General features: G+C 44.5%; 11 protein-coding genes and 1 tRNA gene. 8 read left to right on the top strand and 4 right to left on the bottom strand.

What is annotated here, in order from left to right:
• Positions 1-67: 67 nt before the first annotated feature.
• The 5 genes from EAH55_RS22455 (at position 68) to EAH55_RS22435 (ending at position 10,120) form a co-directional block, all read left to right on the top strand.
• Positions 68-1,102, top strand: a complete 1,035-nt coding sequence (locus EAH55_RS22455) for an aldose epimerase family protein (protein ID WP_208644906.1) — start codon at positions 68-70, stop codon at positions 1,100-1,102.
• Positions 1,099-3,060: a glycoside hydrolase family 97 protein gene (locus tag EAH55_RS22450; protein WP_121811611.1), complete on the top strand. Its 1,962-nt coding sequence runs from the start codon at positions 1,099-1,101 to the stop codon at positions 3,058-3,060. The genes EAH55_RS22455 and EAH55_RS22450 overlap by 4 nt, the downstream gene beginning before the upstream one ends.
• A gap of 120 nt (positions 3,061-3,180) precedes the next feature.
• Entirely contained in the window at positions 3,181-4,539 is a 1,359-nt protein-coding gene (locus EAH55_RS22445; protein WP_121811610.1) for a sugar porter family MFS transporter, read from the top strand.
• Positions 4,540-4,553: 14 nt separating this feature from the next.
• Complete coding sequence (locus tag EAH55_RS22440) at positions 4,554-7,892, top strand: tetratricopeptide repeat protein (RefSeq protein ID WP_121811609.1); 3,339 nt, start codon at positions 4,554-4,556, stop codon at positions 7,890-7,892.
• Between the two features lie 14 nt (positions 7,893-7,906).
• Positions 7,907-10,120 carry an alpha-galactosidase gene (locus EAH55_RS22435; protein ID WP_244228298.1) on the top strand — a complete coding sequence of 738 codons (2,214 nt, stop codon included), beginning with the start codon at positions 7,907-7,909 and terminating at the stop codon, positions 10,118-10,120.
• A gap of 305 nt (positions 10,121-10,425) precedes the next feature.
• Here EAH55_RS22435 and EAH55_RS22430 read toward each other — a convergent pair whose 3' ends face one another.
• Both EAH55_RS22430 and EAH55_RS22425 read right to left on the bottom strand, forming a co-directional pair.
• Complete coding sequence (locus EAH55_RS22430; protein ID WP_121811607.1) at positions 10,426-11,370, bottom strand: polysaccharide deacetylase family protein; 945 nt, start codon at positions 11,368-11,370, stop codon at positions 10,426-10,428.
• 4 nt (positions 11,371-11,374) lie between these two features.
• Entirely contained in the window at positions 11,375-11,770 is a 396-nt protein-coding gene (locus tag EAH55_RS22425; protein WP_112572545.1) for a DoxX family protein, read from the bottom strand.
• An 87-nt stretch (positions 11,771-11,857) separates the two neighbouring features.
• Between EAH55_RS22425 and EAH55_RS22420 the strand changes: the two genes are divergently transcribed.
• A complete protein-coding gene (locus EAH55_RS22420) occupies positions 11,858-12,700 on the top strand; it encodes a helix-turn-helix domain-containing protein (protein WP_121811606.1) in 843 nt (280 codons plus the stop codon).
• Between the two features lie 36 nt (positions 12,701-12,736).
• Here EAH55_RS22420 and EAH55_RS22415 read toward each other — a convergent pair.
• A tRNA-Arg gene (locus EAH55_RS22415) sits at positions 12,737-12,808 on the bottom strand.
• Between the two features lie 609 nt (positions 12,809-13,417).
• Between EAH55_RS22415 and EAH55_RS22410 the strand changes: the two genes are divergently transcribed.
• On the top strand, positions 13,418-14,410 hold the full coding sequence (locus tag EAH55_RS22410; protein ID WP_208644905.1) for an amidohydrolase family protein: 993 nt from the start codon (positions 13,418-13,420) through the stop codon (positions 14,408-14,410).
• Between the two features lie 57 nt (positions 14,411-14,467).
• Here the strand turns inward: EAH55_RS22410 and katG are convergent, their stop codons facing one another.
• On the bottom strand, positions 14,468-16,741 hold the full coding sequence (katG, locus tag EAH55_RS22405) for a catalase/peroxidase HPI (protein WP_121811605.1): 2,274 nt from the start codon (positions 16,739-16,741) through the stop codon (positions 14,468-14,470).
• 1,140 nt (positions 16,742-17,881) lie between these two features.
• Between katG and EAH55_RS22400 the strand changes: the two genes are divergently transcribed.
• Complete coding sequence (locus EAH55_RS22400) at positions 17,882-18,628, top strand: hypothetical protein (protein ID WP_121811604.1); 747 nt, start codon at positions 17,882-17,884, stop codon at positions 18,626-18,628.
• Positions 18,629-18,694: the final 66 nt, after the last annotated feature.

Genomic DNA, 18,694 nt, shown 5'->3' with positions numbered 1-18,694 from the left:
AAACAGGTTATTGCCTGCCCAACTACAAGTAAATACATGAAGCATCAATTTAAATATCAATATGCACGTGGCTGTTAAAACTTCATCCCGGTTATGGGGACAGGTTAACGGCGCCGATGTTTTCCTTTTCAGGATAGAAAACGAAAGCGGGGCTTACGTTGAGCTTACCAACTACGGCGCAGCCATTGTATCGGTTGTGGTGCCCGACAGGGAACAACAATTTGAGAACCTGGTAGTGGGTTTTCCTGACCTGGATGGATATTTGAATGATACCTGTTACATAGGCTCAACCATAGGCCGTTATGCCAACCGCATAAGCAATGCCCGTTTCAGGCTGGATGATAAGATCTATTATCTGGATATCAACGATGGCAAAAACGCTAACCATGCGGGCAAAAGCGGTTTTAATTACAGGGTGTTTGCTTCTGAAACAATTGATAACGGCGTAGTGATGACGCTTACCAGTCTGGATGGAGATGGCGGCTATCCCGGTGAGTTGATACTTACCGTAACCTACACCTGGAGCGCCGACAATGAATTGCTGATCCATTACAAAGCCACCACCGATAAAAACACCATAGCTAATTTTACCAATCATGCTTACTTTAATCTCTCAGCATTTAAAAGCAAGATCTATAACCACAAGCTTACCTTGTTATCGGATAATATTGTGGATTCGTATGAAGATTATACGCCGAGCGGGGCTATTATACCTGCCAAACAAAAGGCTTTTAACAATAATAAGCTGAGCGATAAATTTAAGATAGATGAAACTCGGGTTGAAGGACTTAACTTGTTTTATATTATCAACAAAGAAGCCGGAGAACGTGCCCTGACCAATGCGGCCCTCTTAATTGATGAAGCATCGGGCCGCAGCCTTGAAGTTTATACCGATTATCCAGGCGTGTTCCTTTACACCGGCGATTATTTAACCAGTACTTCGCCAACCCATACCGGTAATCGGGCAAAACCATTCGACGCGCTTTGCCTCGAATGCCAGCATTATCCCGATAGCATTAACTATCCTAATTTTCCGCAGGCCATTTTACAGGTGGGCGATGTTTACGATCAAAGCATTTTATACAAGTTTGGTACTATATGAAAAAAACTACCCTGATATTTTTTATTCTATCTGCTTTTACTCTTCGTATTTCGGCGCAAAGCTACACGGTTAAATCGCCCGATAATAACCTGAAACTGGAACTTAAGGTAAATGACAGCATTAGCTATGCCTTGAGCTACAAAAATAATCAGCTGATCTCGTCATCGGCTATTGGTCTAAAGCTGGATAAAACCACCCTTGGCACGAATGGCAAAGTGTTGAGCGCTAAGCCATCAATGGTAAATAAAACTATCCGCCCGCTGTATGGTAAAGCAGCTATGCTTACCGATAATTATAATGAACTGGCCATTAGCTTTGCAGGGAATTATAAACTGCTTATCCGCACTTACAATGAAGGTGTAGCTTATCGCTTTGTTACCGACTTAAAAGATTCGGTTAAAGTAATAAGCGAACAGGCTGGTTTTAACCTGAAAGGAAACCCCGGCGCAACCATTGCCGAAACAGATAATTATACGGCCTGGGAACTGGCTTATAACCAGTACAAATCTATCGGCGAAATAAAGGAAGATAAACATGCTATTACCCCGGCTTTGTATGCTTATAACAACGGCGTAAAACTGGTTGTTGCAGAAGCTGATCTGTTTGACTATCCCGGTATGTATATTAAAAAGAGAAACGGAAACATGACCGGTGAGTGGGCTGCTTACCCGGCCACAACCAAAATGGGCAGTTGGGGCGATTTTGTATCGGTAGTAACCTCCCGCGAAAACTATATTGCTAAAGAGCCGGGTAAAAAAGAGTATCCATGGCGGGTAATTATTGCTACGGATGATGATAAAACTTTACTGAATAACCAATTGGTTTATAAGTTATCAAAACCTTCAGTATTGGAAAACACAGCCTGGATAAAACCTGGAAAAGCAGCATGGGAGTGGTGGCATGACGCCATTTTGCCCGGCGCGCCAATCCCATCGGGTATGGAAAACCGAAGCACGCAATTGTATAATTTCTATACCGATTTCGCAGCCAAAAATCACCTGGAATACATGATGATTGATGCCGGCTGGAGCGATAATTACGATGTTAAAAAGCGTTTGCAAAAAACAGATATCCGTGCGGTAATTCAGCATGCTAATGAAAAGCATGTAGGCATTTTTGTCTGGTGTGTGGCTGCGCCGCTACTAAAAGACCTGGATGCTAGTCTTGATTATTTAAAAGACATTGGCGCGGTTGGTATTAAGGTCGATTTTTTTGACCGTGACGATCAGCAAGCCATTAAATGGCTGCAGGTAATTGCCGAAGGAGCTGCCAAACGCCACCTGATGGTTGATTTCCATGGCTGCTCAAAACCGACAGGCTTGCAGCGCACTTACCCCAATATTGTTAATTACGAGGCAGTACGCGGACAGGAATGTTCCAAATGGGATTTTACCACCAACCCGGTGCATCATACTACATTTCCTTTTATCAGGATGCTGGGCGGTCCGCTGGATTATACACCGGGATCTATGCGCAACAAATCAAAAGATACTTTTAAACCGATAGCCGAGGGATTGCCATCCACCCAGGGCACCCGCTGTCACGAACTGGCCATGTTTGTGGTGTTTGATCAGCCGCTGGCGGTGTTTTGCGATTCGCCTACCGAGTATGAAAAGTACCCGGATATCGAACAATATTTATCAGCCGTGCCAACCGTTTTTGACGAAACAAAACCGCTTGATGCCAAAGTAGGCGAATACATCGCGATAGCAAAAAAGAAAGGTAGCGACTGGTATGTTGGCGCCATGACCAACTGGGACGCGAGGGATATCAATGTTGATTTTTCTTTTTTGCCTGCCGGTGTCAATTATACCGCCGACCTGTACAGCGATGCGGCCGACGCGGATAAGAATGCCGAGAAATACGAGCATAAAACCATCACCGTTAATCGCTCAACCAAACTGAACCTGAAACTGGCACCGGGTGGCGGCGCGGTTGTGCATTTGCACGGGAAATAAGGTGAAAGGATAGAAGTTAGGTAAAAGGATAAAGGTGAAAGGTAGAAAAACGGAACGCTTTAAGTAACCGATGTTAATTAAGTAAATTTATAAAGAGAAGAAGAAGCTAATCAATAACAAATGATCACTGATTTAAAAAAAGAAGTTAAGTTTAACAGCAGCTACATTATAGGGATATCCTTTATTTCGGCACTGGGCGGCTACCTGTTCGGTTTTGATTTTGCCGTAATATCTGGCGCGTTGCCGTTCCTTCGCAAAGAGTTCGCGCTTGATCCGCTTTGGGAGGGATTTCTTACCGGATCGCTCGCGCTGGGCTGTATTGTGGGCTGTATCATTGCCGGTAGTATTGCCGAAAAATTTGGCCGCAAGCCGGGGCTGATGCTTGCCGCGTTCATCTTTGCGGTATCGTCGTTAGCCATTTCATTTTCAACATGGCTTGCTTACTTTATTACAATGCGTTTCGCAGCTGGTATTGGAGTAGGGATGGCATCGATGCTGTGCCCCATGTACATTGCCGAGATTTCGCCGGCCAAGGTGCGCGGGCGTAACGTAGCCATTAATCAGCTTACCGTAGTACTGGGCATCCTGATCACCAACCTGTGCAACTACTTTTTGGCCGATGCCGGTGATAACGCCTGGCGCTGGATGTTTGGCTTAGGCACCGTACCGGCGCTTGTTTTTATGCTGGGCGTATTATTCCTGCCCGAAAGCCCGAGATGGCTCATGAAAGTTGGCAGGCATGAGGATGCCGAAAAGGTACTTTACAAAATAGGTTCCGAAGAATTTGTTACCTCTACTCAGCAGGCTATCCAAAAATCACTGAAAGGGGCAACGAGCAAAGAGTCGTACCGTGCTGTATTTGAAAAGGCTGTTCGACCGGCTGTGCTGATTGGCATCACCCTCGCTGTATTTCAACAATTTTGTGGTATCAACGTAGTGTTTAACTACACTTCAACCATTTTCGCCTCGGTAGGCTCAAGTCTTAATCAGCAACTGTTTGAAACCGTTTCCATTGGTATAGTTAACCTGGTATTTACGCTCCTGGCTATGTGGCAGGTTGATAAGCTTGGCCGTAAACCGTTAATGCTTATCGGCTCCTTAGGGCTTTCGATATTTTATATTGTGTTGGCTTACCTGTTGCAAAACCATTTATCGGCCAAATTGGTATCTGTATTTGTACTGCTTGCCATCAGCACCTACGCGCTTTCGCTTGCGCCTATTACCTGGGTACTTATTGCCGAAATCTTCCCTAATAAAATTCGCAGCGCTGCATCAACAGTAGCCATTGTATCGTTATGGGGCGCCTATTTTATACTGGTGTTTACCTTCCCCATCCTTGCTAAGGTATTGGGCACTTACGGGCCGTTTTATATGTACGCCGGGATATGCTTTTTAGGCTTCGTGTTTGTATTGAAGAAGGTAAAAGAAACCAAAGGCCAGACCCTTGAAGAGTTAGAAGAAAATTTAATAAGACATTAATAATTATAAGCTACATGAATAATTTGTATGTAAATGTTTGGGAAGAGAAGGTAATCATCCCAACCTACGGTATAGGCAAGCCCGATAAAAACCCCATGTTTTTTGAAAAGCGTGTTTACCAGGGCAGCAGCGGCAAGGTATATCCAAACCCTGTTATCGAAAAAATTTACGACGAAAAAGAAGATAAAGAATACACAGGTTTGTACCTGGAGAATAAATATCTCAAAGTGCTGATCCTGCCCGAACTTGGCGGCCGGATCCAGATGGCTTATGACAAGATCAAGGACCGTCATTTTATTTATTACAACCAGGTAATTAAACCGGCGCTGGTAGGTTTAACCGGTCCGTGGATTTCGGGCGGCATCGAGTTTAACTGGCCGCAGCATCACCGCCCAAGTACGTTTGAACCGGTTGATTATAAAACCGAAGAAAACGCCGATGGCAGCAAAACCGTTTGGGTTAACGAGGTAGAGCGCATGTTCCATACCAAGGGCATGGCCGGTTTTACGCTGCATCCTGATAAGGCATACATCGAAATAAAAGCTAAACTTTATAACCGCTCTGCCTTGCCGCAGACCTTTTTATGGTGGGCCAACCCGGCAGTAAAGGTTAATGACGATTACCAGTCGGTTTTTCCACCGGATGTGAACGCGGTTTTTGACCACGGCAAGCGCGATGTATCAACCTTCCCTATAGCTACAGGTACTTACTATAAAGTTGATTATTCGCCGGGTACCGATATCTCAAGGTATAAAAATATCCCGGTGCCAACGTCGTACATGGCTATCAACTCTAATTATGATTTTGTGGGCGGATATGAGCATGATTCGCAGGCAGGCTTACTGCATGTAGCTAATCACCATGTATCACCCGGTAAAAAACAGTGGACCTGGGGGCATAGCGATTTCGGTGTGGCCTGGGACAGGAACCTGACCGACGAAGACGGCCCATACATTGAGCTCATGACCGGCATGTTTACTGATAATCAGCCCGATTTTACCTGGCTGATGCCGCATGAGGAAAAGCATTTTACCCAATACTTTATGCCATACCGCGAACTTGGTGTAATTAAAAATGCTACAAAAGATATCCTGCTGGCGCTTGACTACGCTGATGGTAAGCTATTATTAAAAGTTTACGTAACCGGTGAGCAAAACAACCTGAACCTCAAACTACAGCACGATGGGAAGGTATTGCTAAGTGAGCAGGTTTGCATTGTACCTGAACAGGTTTATACCCGCGAGATAGCCATTAAAGATATCAATGAGAACTTATTATTGCTTACCGTACACTCGGCAGCGGGCAAAGAACTGATTAAGTATGATGCGGCAAGCAATAAGCTCAATAACATTCCCGAAGCGGCCAAACCGGCCTTGATGCCTGCCGATGTAGAAAATAACGAGCAGTTGTTTTTAACCGCTCAGCATTTGGAGCAGTATCGTCATGCTACTTATAGCCCGGTACCATATTATGAAGAAGCTTTACGCCGCGATGCCAAGGATATCCGCAATAACAATGCTTTAGGTTTATGGTATCTGCGCCGCGGGCAGTTTGCTAAAAGCGAACCTTATTTCCGCAAAGCGGTTGAAATCATCACACAGCGTAATCCTAACCCTTATGATAGCGAGTGCTATTACAATTTAGGACTGGCCTTGAAGTTCCTGGGTAAAAAAGATGAGGCTTATAAATCATTCTATAAAGCTACCTGGAGCAATGCCTGGAAAGACAGCGGCTATTTTTCGGTAGCTCAGATTGACCTGGAAAATGGTGATTACGAACTGGCGCTTGACCATTCGTTATCGTCACTGGATAGAAACGCCAATAACAGCAAGGCTTATGTTTTACGTTCGGCGGCTTTCCGCAAGCTGGGGCGTTTTGAAGAGGCTGTTGAAATAGCTACAGCGGCTATAAAAAGGGATGCGTTTAATTTAGGTGCTTTGTTTGAGTTGGTTTACGCTTACAAGGCTTTGGGTAATGAAGAAAAAGCCATGAACAGCCTTAACGAACTAACCAAACTGTCACGAGGTTACTACCAAAATTACATTGAGTATGCCCTTGACTATAGCAACGCCGGCCTGTACCAGGAAGCTGCCGATTTGCTTATTTATGCTGTCAATGGCGATGCTACCAGCCCTATGGTATATTATTACCTTGGCTACTTTGCTTGCCAGTTAGGCAATAACGAACAGGCATCCGAGTATTTCAAACAGGCATCTGCCGCTGATTCATATTTATGTTTTCCCGACAGGCTGGAAGATATCAGTGTGCTAAAACTGGCTGCTGCTTTAATTCCTACCGATGCCAAAGCGCCATATTACTTAGGCAACTTGTTTTATGATAAACTGCAGTATGACGATGCCATTGCCGCCTGGGAAACGTCGGCACAATTGGATGATACTTTCCCAACAGTGTTCAGGAACCTTGGAATAGCTTATTACAATAAACGAAACGACCCTGCAAAAGCCCTGGCTTGTTTTGAAAAGGCTTTTGCCCTGGATACCACCGATGCCCGGATCCTGATGGAGCTTGATCAGCTTTATAAAAAACTGAACCATGCGGCCGATTCACGCCTGCAATTTGTTGAAGCCAACCTGGAGACCGCCAAACGGCGCGATGATGTTTATTTAGAGCGGGCTACCCTATACAATTTTTTGGGTGAGCATCAAACGGCGTTTGAACAAGTGATGCAAAGGACTTTCCACCCATGGGAGGGCGGCGAAGGTAAAGCATCCGGTCAGTATGTTGCGGCGCTGGTTGAATTGGCTAAACAAAACATCCGCGATGGTAAATACAATGAGGCCGTTGAGCAGTTAACGCAGGCGCAAACTTACCCGCATAATTTGGGCGAGGGCAAGCTGTTCGGCACCCAGGAAAATGATATCTTTTATTGGTTGGGAAGAGCATATGAAGGTCTGCAGGAAATAGCGTTGGCGAAGGCTTATTTTGAGAAAGCAGCCATAGGTTTGGAAGACCCGACGGCAGCTGTTTTTTATAACGATCAACAGCCGGATAAGATCTTTTATCAGGGTTTAGCTAAAAAATGTCTGGGTGACAGTACATCAGCAGAGCGTATCTTCAAAAAACTGCTTAATTATGGTATTAAGCACATGCATGATAACGTAAAAATTGATTACTTTGCCGTCTCGCTGCCAAATTTGCTCATTTTTGAAGATGATCTGCAGGTAAGGAACCGCGTGCATTGCCACTTTTTACAGGGACTGGGATACCTCGGTTTACATGATTTTGAGCAGGCACAAAAGGCCTTCACCGAGGTTCTGAAACTTGATGCCGGGCACTATGGCGCGAGGATACATCAAAACATGATAAACCAAATTACCGAAGTAGCCGGTTAAACCAAAATTCACACGTGAGAACTACTCAAAGAAAAACTTTACCACTGGGCCTGCTTTTCGCAGGCTCAATGCTGTTGGCCGGTAGGGCGGCAGCGCAGGATGTAACCATTCCTGTTGAAACCCAGCATAACGCGCTGGTATTACAAACCGATGCCGAGAAACACCTGAACATGGTGTACCTGGGTGCAAAGCTTGCCAATGCAACTGAGTACAGCAGCATCCGCAAAATGTATAAACAAGCCGATGATTCGGGTGTACAGAATGATGTTTATACGCCATCAGGATCGGCAAGTTTGGGCGAGCCTGCCATTACCGTTACCCATGCCGATGGTAATAAATCACTGAACCTTGCTTATGTGAGCCACACGATGAGCAAGGTGAGCGATGATGTTTCATTATTGGTAGTTACCCTGAAAGATCCTGCTTATGATTTTGAGGTAAAACTATACTACAAAACATACTTTAAAGAAGATGTGACCGAACAATGGTCGGTTATTAAGCACAACGAAAAAGGTGTTGTTACCCTTAACAAATATGCATCGGCCAATTTAAACCTGAAGGGCAATACTACCGGCGGTTTTTGGTTGAAACAATACCATGGCAACTGGGCTATGGAAGTTCAGCCGGAAGAGGCCCGTTTAACCCACGGTATTAAAACCATCGACAGCAAACTGGGTACCCGTGCCAACTTATACGAGCATTCTATGTTCGCCATATCAATGGATAAACCAGCTACCGAAGACGAAGGCAAAGTGCTTTATGGCGCTATGGAATGGTCGGGCAATTTCAGGGTGGATTTTGAATTGGATGTAGCCAATAACCTTAAAATTATTGCAGGTATTAACAATGCAGCTTCTGAGTATCATTTAAAGCCGGGTGTTGAATTTACTACGCCGGCGTTCCTGTATACTTACTCTGATCACGGTAAAGGCGATGCCAGTCGTAAACTGCAAAGCTGGGCACGCCAGTACAAAATTGTTGACGGTAACGGCTCAAGGCTTACACTGTTGAACAACTGGGAGTCTACCTATTTTGATTTTAACGAGAGCAAACTTGCAGGTTTGTTAAAAGATACCAAAAAATTAGGCGTCGACCTGTTTTTATTGGACGATGGTTGGTTTGGTAACAGCCACCCGCGTAACGGCGATAATGCTGGTTTAGGCGATTGGCAGGAGAATAAACAAAAGCTGCCAAACGGAATCAGCTCATTGGTAAAAGAAGCGCAGGCTAACGGCGTTAAATTCGGCATCTGGATTGAGCCGGAAATGGTTAACCCGGCCAGTGATTTGTACAAAGCTCATCCTGATTGGGTGATCAAACAACCAAACCGCCCTGAAAAATATTTCAGGAACCAGTTGGTACTTGATTTGGCCAACCCTAAAGTACAGGATTTTGTATTTGGCGTGGTTGATAACCTGTTCACTAAAAATCCTGACCTGGCTTATATCAAATGGGATTGCAACGCGGTTATCTATAATGCTTACTCAGCATACCTGAAAAAAGACCAGTCGCATATTTATGTTGACTATGTGAACGGCTTGTACAATGTATTGAAACGTGTTCGTGCTAAGTATCCTAAAGTGCCTTTGATGCTTTGCTCAGGCGGCGGCGGTCGTGTGGATTATGGAGCATTGCAATACTTTACCGAGTACTGGCCAAGTGATAATACCGATCCGTTGGAGCGCGTATTTATTCAGTGGGAGTATTCGTTCTTTTACCCGGCTATCACCAGCTCAAACCACGTAACCGATTGGGGCAAGCAGCCTATTAAATACCGTGTGGATGTGGCTATGATGGGTAAAATGGGCTTTGATATTGTTATCGGCAAGCTAAGCGAAAATGATCTGAGCTTCTGCCAGTCGGCTCTTAAAAATTATGATGGCCTGAAAGATGCGATCTGGCATGGCGATCAGTACCGTTTAGCCTCGCCATGGGATAACGATGCTGCATCTATCATGTACGTAAATACTGATAAATCAAAAGCGGTTATGTTCAATTACCTGGTAAATAACCGTTACGGTTCGGGCACCAAAGTTCCGGTACGTTTAAAAGGCCTCGATCCTAACAAAAAATACCGTGTAAAAGAGATTAACCTTTACCCGGGCACAGGTTCGGTATTAGGTAATGAGGATTTAACTTTTACCGGCGATTTCCTAATGAATGTAGGTATCAACCCGGAAACTAATACTTACCACACCAGCGTAGTATTGCAGTTGGAGGCGATCTGATTGAAATAATTTTGATAAAACGAGTAAAGGCTGCCTTATGAGGTAGCCTTTCTTGTTTGGTATAATGCTGAATAAAGGTTTTTCAAAAATCCTTTCTCAAAAGGAATAGCCACGGAAAGATAGTTAGCGGATTTTCGTTTAGGGGGCTGCGCGATTCCCTCCCTTGGGAGGGTGTAGGGAGGGGTTTCAGCGAGAAGCCCAATCGTTGCAAAGGCGTATAAACCCCTCCCTGCCTTCGCTCAATCCCAACACACCCCTCCCATGAGAGGGAGTTACCATTCATATGCTATCCCCAATTTTTACTATTACTCCCTTATCGTTGTTTTATCCTCCAAAGCCATTTTTGCGATCTCATCTTTGCGTTTAAAGCTTACGCCTTTATGTTGCTGTATGTATTTAATCAGGTCGTTGGCGGCTTTAACCATTTGTGGGGTGCCTCCAATACGATCATGGAAGCTGATAGACATTTGGCGGCGTTTAAATTCGGCTTCGGCATAAAGCTGGTCAAACTCCATTTTTACCTGGTTCAGGAACTGATCAACAGAGAAGTTTTTTCCTTCAATAAGTACAATATCATTGTTGCGCAGGGTATACGGCACCACCACAAAATCCTTTTGATTTACGGGGATGATAAATGGTTCGTCGCGGCTCAGGTCGTCAATATGGTATACAAAACCAAGCTCCTGTAATATTTTCAGCGTGTTTTCGCCGCGGCGCAGCCAGTTGGCATTGTAGCCCACGGGGGTAAAACCGGTTACTTTTTTGATGGCATCGGCGCCATCTTTTATAAATTGTTTTTCCTGCTCGTAAGGCATGGTATATTGTGTAGCCCAATTCATGCCATGTGCGGCTGCCTCATGCCCACGGTCTACAATTTCTTTAGCCAGTGCCGGATTTTTCAGCACTGCCGAACCAACCATGTGCGATGTTACCTTTACGCCCAGTTTATCCCAGTTATCCAGCATGCGGGGAATACCTTCTTTATAACCATACTGAAACCAGGTTGCACCCGGCAGATCGATATAGCCTTTTTGCATATTTTGCGGAAATGGGCTTTCGGCGTTATCCGGCTGCCCCCCCGCTTCAAACTGCATGGATACAGAAACCACCAGTCTTGAGCCATCGGCCCATTTTGAGGTGTTAACGTTATTGGCAGCCTGGTGTTCTTTAGCAGATACCAAATTACTGCCTACAAGACCAGCCAAACCCAGTAGGCCGCCTTGTTTCATAAATTCTCTTCTTGAGCTCATGATTTTATTTATTGAAGAAAAGTTTATCTAATGAGTAAGTGTTATTTGCTGCAAACTGAAGTAATACAGCAAAAAAAGCAGCGTGGATCAGTTGTGAGGGCAGGATCTCCCAGTTCTCAATCATACAGCTGCCAAATATTAAGATGATCATTACCAGGCCACCGCCAATTAAAGCAGGTTTGGTAAATAAGCCTGATATCAGTAATAAACCAATTGTAAATTCGGCGATGGGAAGCAGGTAGCTGAATGGTGTTACCATAGCTTTGGGCAGCATTGATTTTTCAAAAGTGCCAACCATCCAGTTGCTGAAACCATGAAGTTTAGGTAAGCGAACCAATCCGTGACCAAACATGCTGGCTCCGATGGCCAGTCTTAAAAGTAAAAAAGATGTAGTGTTCATTTTCGTTTTGTTTTGATATGTCAAAGTTCCGCATTATCAGGCCCCTGGCGTTGTACATTTCAGGGTATCATATGTAACTTTACAGGTATGGAGATCAAAAACCTTTACCGCCCGTATGAGTTGGAGCTGCTTGAAACCAACCAGTACACGGCCAAGCCGCACCGCAATACATTTTTTGAAATGGTTTTTACGCTGGAAGGGAAGGGGATCCAGATCATTAACGGGCACGAATTACCTTATTCCTCTAATAAGTTCTTTCTGATTTTTCCTGAAGACCAGCACGGCTTTGAAGTGCATGAGTTAACTCGGTTTTACTTTATCCGCTTTACCGATAGCTACCTGAAAACACAAAGCGAAAAGTGGGTTAAAAAAATGGAATACATTTTTCATAACCACAACCATTTGCCGGGTTGCATTTTGAAAACCGTTACCGATAAACCACTGGTGAGGGCCCTGATTGAAGCTTTACAACGGGAAACATCAAACGAGTTTCCGCAGCATAATGAGGTGGTGGAGCAATTGATGAATACTATTATTACTATTGCCGCCCGTAATATCACCCTGCAGCAACACGCCAATATCATTAAACAGCCATCAACAACCACCTTGCCGCTGCTTAATTATATCCACGAATATATTTACCAGCCCGAGCGCTTAAAGGCCGAATGTATGGCCTTGTCGTTTAACTTTTCGCCAAACTATATCAGCGAATACTTTAAGAAAACCACGGGTGAAAGTTTGCAGCAATACATCACCAACTATAAACTCAAACTAATAGAAACCCGCCTGCAATACACCGATAAGCGCATGAGCGAAATAGCCTACGAGTTTGGTTTTACCGATGAAAGCCACCTGAACAGGATCTTTAAAAAGTATAAGGGAGAAAACCCGACCGCGTTTAGAAAAAGGTACGCGGAGGTGAAAGGATAAAACAAAAAGGGACTTACAAGCTGTAAATCCCTTTTGTGCTCCCGACGAGATTCGAACTCATATCGATGGTACCGGAAACCATAATTCTATCCATTGAACTACGGAAGCATATAGGGGCAAAGATATAAAATTGATTTAAACCAAAAGCATTGTTTAGTACATTAAAAGTGGCGTAAAACCGAAAGGCGTCATGGGTTTGAGGTACGAAGCAATCCCCAACTTTTCAGACGAATTTGAATTGCTACTCTGCTTATTGGGAATTATTAATTATTATGATTTGTTTTCATAGGAATTAATAAGTTTTCTTTGCTTGGTTGTCTTCGTATTTTAAAATAGTATCGTGTAAGTTGTTGATTGTTAGGTGTATTTTAATTTATTGATTCGCAAATGTGGACGTTGCTCAGAGCCGTGCTGATATTGCACAGACATTAGCTGGGTGACGAATTTAGAGTTAACCCCACCTTTTATTTAATTAGTTGATTGTAAATTGTTTATATAAAAATAATCGAATTTCTGTTAACCCTGTTAACCCCCATTGCTGCTCAGATTAACAACTATGGCAACGACGAAAGATGGGACTATCATTCATTTTAAGACGTTATTTCTTAGTAAATATCCATTTCTAACACTAAGATGATTTAGGTAATCGATTGTAAATTGATTTGCTTTTATTTAAATTTAAAGGGTAAGCCATAACCAATTAACCCAAAGCTTTGTATGAGAAAATTTACTTTGTTAACCGCCTGTGCGCTTTTTCCCGCTTTTTTGTACGCCCAGACAGTGACTGCCCCTAAAAAAAGCGCGCCCTTGCCCATTATTGATGTTCACGTTCATGCCATGAAGGTATCGCCCGGCATGGCACCCTTATGCCCATGGTTTTTGAGGGATATGCCCGGTAGCGATCCCAATTCGGCACCGCCATCTTTTCTATCTACAGGTTGCGCCATACCGCTGCAGCCTGCGCACTCTGACAAGGAAATGCAGGACTCGCTTATGGCTACCATGAAACGCCTCAACATGACCATGGTAGTTTATGGCGATGCCGGTATCATCCGCAACTGGAAAAAAGTGGCCGGTGACCGTATTATTCCCGGCATCGGCGTAAGCTCACCAAGCGATATGACTGTAATGGCATTTACCGATTCACTTTCTTCAGGCTTTTACAAAGTGATGGGAGAGGTAGCGCCGCAGTACCAGGGACTTTCGCCAAGTGATATGTCGCTTGATGCCTACTTTGCCGCCGCCGAAAAAAATAATATCCCTGTAGGCATCCACATGGGTACGGGAGGTAACGGTATGGCCAACCTTACATCACCCAAATACAGGGCTTCAAAAGGAGACCCGCTATTACTGGAAGACCTGTTGGCACGCCATCCTAAATTGAAAGTTTGGGTAATGCATGCCGGATACCCAATGGTTGATAATATGATAGCGCTGATGGGTGCAAACGCCTACGTTTATGTGGATATAGCAGGCCTGATCTGGAGCTATTCACAAGTTGAGGTTAATGCCTATCTGAAAAGATTGGTGCAGGCAGGTTTCGGAAAACGGATTATGTACGGCACCGATATGCTGATATGGCCTAAACTGGTTGAAACTTCACTAAGCGTGATAGAAAATGCCGATTACCTGTCGTACGATCAAAAACGGGATATCCTCTTCAATAATGCTGTAAGGTTCTTCAGGCTCGATCCTGATAAGTATAAATAAAACAGAAACGCCTCAGATCATCCGACCTGAGGCGTTTTCATTATTGCTTTTATAAGATTACAGATCAAACCTGTCAAGGTTCATAACCTTGGTCCAAACGGCTACGAAGTCTTTTATAAACTTATCTTTTCCGTCGGCGCTGCCATATACTTCGGCAATAGCCCTCAATTCGGCGTTGGAGCCAAATACCAGGTCGGCACGGGTTGCAGTCCACTTGGCTGCACCTGTTTCACGGTCACTACCCTCGTAAAGTTCCTTACTTTCAGATGTAGCTTTCCATGCTGTACCCATATCAAGCAGGTTCACAAAGAAATCATTGCTAAGCACGCCTTCGTGCGCGGTAAACACACCATGTTTCGATCCGTCATGGTTAATGTTCAATACCCGAAGACCGCCTAACAATGCTGTTAACTCAGGCGCTGTAAGTGTAAGCAAATGTGCCTTGTCAATCAGCAGTTCTTCGGTAGAAACCGGATGTTTTGTTTTACGATAATTACGGAAACCATCAGCCGCAGGTTCCAGGTAGCCAAATGATTCCACATCAGTCTCTTCCTGCGATGCGTCGGTACGGCCCGGAGTGAATGGAACGGTAACATTATGACCACCATCTTTAGCTGCTTTTTCAACAGCCGCGGTTCCGGCCAGTACGATCAAATCTGCCAGTGAAACTTTTTTGCCAGCGGTTTGTGCTCCGTTAAAGTCTTTCTGGATGCCTTCAAGCACGTTCAGCACTTTTTGCAGCTGTACAGGGTTGTTTGCCTGCCAGTACCTTTGCGGAGCCAGGCGGATACGTGCACCATTGGCGCCGCCGCGTTTATCAGTACCGCGGAAAGTGGAAGCCGAAGCCCATGCTGTTGAAACCAGTTCAGACACGCTTAAGCCCGATGCCAGGATCTTTCCTTTTAAGGTGGCCACATCACTTTCAACTATCGGCGTGTAATCGGCAGCCGGGATTGGATCCTGCCAAAGCAGTACTTCTTCCGGTACGTCGGCACCCAGGTAACGTACCCGCGGGCCCATATCACGGTGGGTTAATTTAAACCAGGCGCGCGCGAAGGCATCGGCAAAAGCATCCGGGTTTTCCAGGAAATGCCTTGATACTTTTTCATAAGCAGGATCAAATCTCAGGGCAAGGTCGGTAGTCAACATGGTTGGCAAGTGCTTTTTAGATGCATCATAGGCATCAGGGATAATAGCTTCGGCATTTTTTGCAACCCATTGGTGCGCGCCGGCCGGACTTTTGGTTAATTCCCATTCGTAGCCAAAAAGGTTTTCAAAAAAGTTGTTGCTCCATTTGGTTGGGGTTGTAGTCCAGATAACTTCCAGACCGCTGGTAATGGTATCGGCACCCTTACCGGATCCGTATCCGTTTTTCCAACCGAAGCCCTGCAGTTCAAGATCAGACGCTTCAGGCTCCTTACCTACATTATCTGCAGATGCCGCGCCGTGGGTTTTACCAAAGGTATGGCCACCGGCTATCAAAGCAACAGTTTCCTCATCGTTCATCGCCATCCTGCCGAAGGTATCGCGGATATCTTTAGCCGCCATAACCGGATCAGGATTGCCATCCGGACCTTCAGGGTTTACATATATTAAGCCCATTTGCACAGCGGCCAGTGGTTTTTCGAGGTTGCGCGAGTGGATATCGCCATCGGCATCATCGTCAGATACCAGCACGCCGTGACCTTCCTGTACACCATGCGAGCCATGCGCGTAGCGTATATCGCCGCCCAGCCAGGTAGTTTCAGCACCCCAGTATACAGATTCATCTGCCTCCCAGGCATCTTCGCGCCCACCGGCAAATCCAAAGGTTTTAAAACCCATTGATTCAAGCGCAATATTACCGGTAAGGATCATCAGATCGGCCCATGAAATTTTACGGCCATATTTTTGTTTGATAGGCCAAAGTAACCTGCGGGCTTTATCAAGGCTCACATTGTCGGGCCAGCTATTAAGCGGCGCAAAGCGTTGTAAACCCGCACCTGCACCACCACGCCCGTCGCCCACACGGTAAGTTCCGGCACTGTGCCAGGCCATGCGGATGAACAGGCCACCGTAGTGACCAAAATCGGCTGGCCACCAATCCTGCGAATCGGTCATGAGCGCGTGAAGATCTTTTTTTACAGCCTCAAGGTCGAGGCTTTTAAAGGCTTCAGCATAGTTAAAATCTTCTTCCATCGGGTTTGACAGCGAAGAGTGCTGGCGCAGGATGTTAAGCTTTAACTGGTTAGGCCACCAGTTGTGGTTGCGTGTACCGCCACCGCCAGCATTGTTTTTCATAGTGCCGTTGTGAAACGGGCATTTACTGATGTCATTTGATCCGTTTTCCATAATGTGTTTATATATTGAATCTGCTGCTTAACCCCTGGTCAGGTATTAAGTTTCATAAAATTATGATGTTAACTTCAACAATCACAATCAATTAATTCTATAAGCTGATAGCTAAAAACTATAACAGGATCAAATGACGCGAAATCATTAAAATGGAAAAGAAAATGCCATCTATCTAAGGCAAAAGAGGGCAAGTAACTTTTATTTTACCTCAATTAATAGGTAAAAAACACTTTTCTAATCAATTTTTAATCTTTTTGTTAACGAATTGTTTAGTTTTGCAATAACCTTAATCTTATTCAGTGTTGAAAAAAATATCCCATCCTGCAACGATAACCCGATCAAAGTCGTCTTATTGAAAATATAGAGATGTTAACAGCTATGTCTGTTAATTGGTTTAGTGATGTTTTTGCTGAAAGATTTAATTAAGAATATACCGGGCAAACATTTGTTTCCCGTAACGATATTCCCGATAGTTCTTTAATGGGTATTTTCATTGTAAAATACAGTTTTAGTTAAAAAGCAATGTGTTAGCCAGGGATAGCACATTGTTTGTTTCTTCTGCTTCGGATAGCTGTTTTTCCGATCTTTTTCCTTCCAAGTATTCTTCTCAATTTCTGAATATCAATCTTTTTGTGCTGGCATGATCTTCATGGTTGCCATCACCAGTAGTGTCTTTAGCTAAATAGCAGGCAGGTTGCACCAGAGGGTACAAAAGGTATGTAGCAATAAATTATAGTCAATTTTTAGTGTGCCAGCGGTACACAATTCCAGTTGATGTTCCGTGCCTACGGCACGGTTGTTTTGGATGTGTACATTGCTACAAACCTGTACCCCCTCCGGGGGAGTAATATCCCATGTTAGACATAATGGGTAAAATCAGTTAGCATATCAACTCACCCCGACATCGCTGCGCTCGTGACCCCTCTCTACGCAAGCGTAAAGAGAGGGGGGAATTTATATCCTTTATTTTTCTTATCCTCTTTCCGCCAAAGGCGAAGAGAGGGTGGTCCAGCGTAGCGTAGACCGGGTGAGTCCACTATAGAGTCTGTCATTTTCCGTTGCTGTCCAATGATGGGCTATTACCCCCTCCGGTGGATTTCTGCCTGGCGGCTGCTTAATAATTGCTAATTTGGCGCCATGAAACTATCTGTATTCAGGGTTATACTGCTTTTTATATTTATGCCTTTTGCCGGTAACGCGAGCGCTTACTGGATGGAGATTAAAGGTTCTGGTAAATTGAACGAAACCGCATATATCCAGGTTTGCTACGGCAACATTGATGAGTTTAGTATCCGGCACCGTGATACAGGAGTTGAGCTTGACCGCGCCGGCGATTTTGAAGTCTTCCTTCAGGATGAAAATGGGAACAAAACAGCATTACCTATCCTTAAAAAGGCCGATTGCTGGGAAGCGTCCTTTACACCCTCACATAACGGCGTTTACCGCATCCTGGGCATAAATGATACTCACGAGGTTGTTGACCGCTCTAAAACCGGGGGTAAAAATATCAGGCCTATTGATTATTTGTGCTCTGCTTATGTAGTGGGTACCGGAAATATGAATTCAACCCCGGCCCAGTTATTGGATATCATTGTAGCAACCGGCAAAAAGGGATTGATATCGGTTAAAGCGTTTAAAGATGGCCGTATTGCCGAACCAAAAACATCGCTAAGGGTTTTTAATCCTGAAAACTGGGAAAAGGAGTTAATTATCAATGAAGAAGGCGAAGCCTTTTTTAAACCTACCATGTCTGGCTTATATATTATCAGGGAAGATTGGGAAGATCCATCTCCCGGAAACTACAAAGGCGTAGCTTATAAAGCGGTACGTCATCGTTGTAATTATTGCCTGCAGGTTGAGGCATCAACAATTACAGCTAAATAATAAGCCATCATATAAAAATAAAAGCATTGAGGCCGGAATTTCCTCCGGTTTCAATGCTTTTACAGG

The sequence above is a fragment of the Mucilaginibacter kameinonensis genome (genome assembly GCF_003675385.1).
Lineage (GTDB): Bacteria > Bacteroidota > Bacteroidia > Sphingobacteriales > Sphingobacteriaceae > Mucilaginibacter > Mucilaginibacter kameinonensis.
Note: the sequence above shows the minus strand (reverse complement) of the source record. Positions and strands in the feature narration are given on the sequence as shown.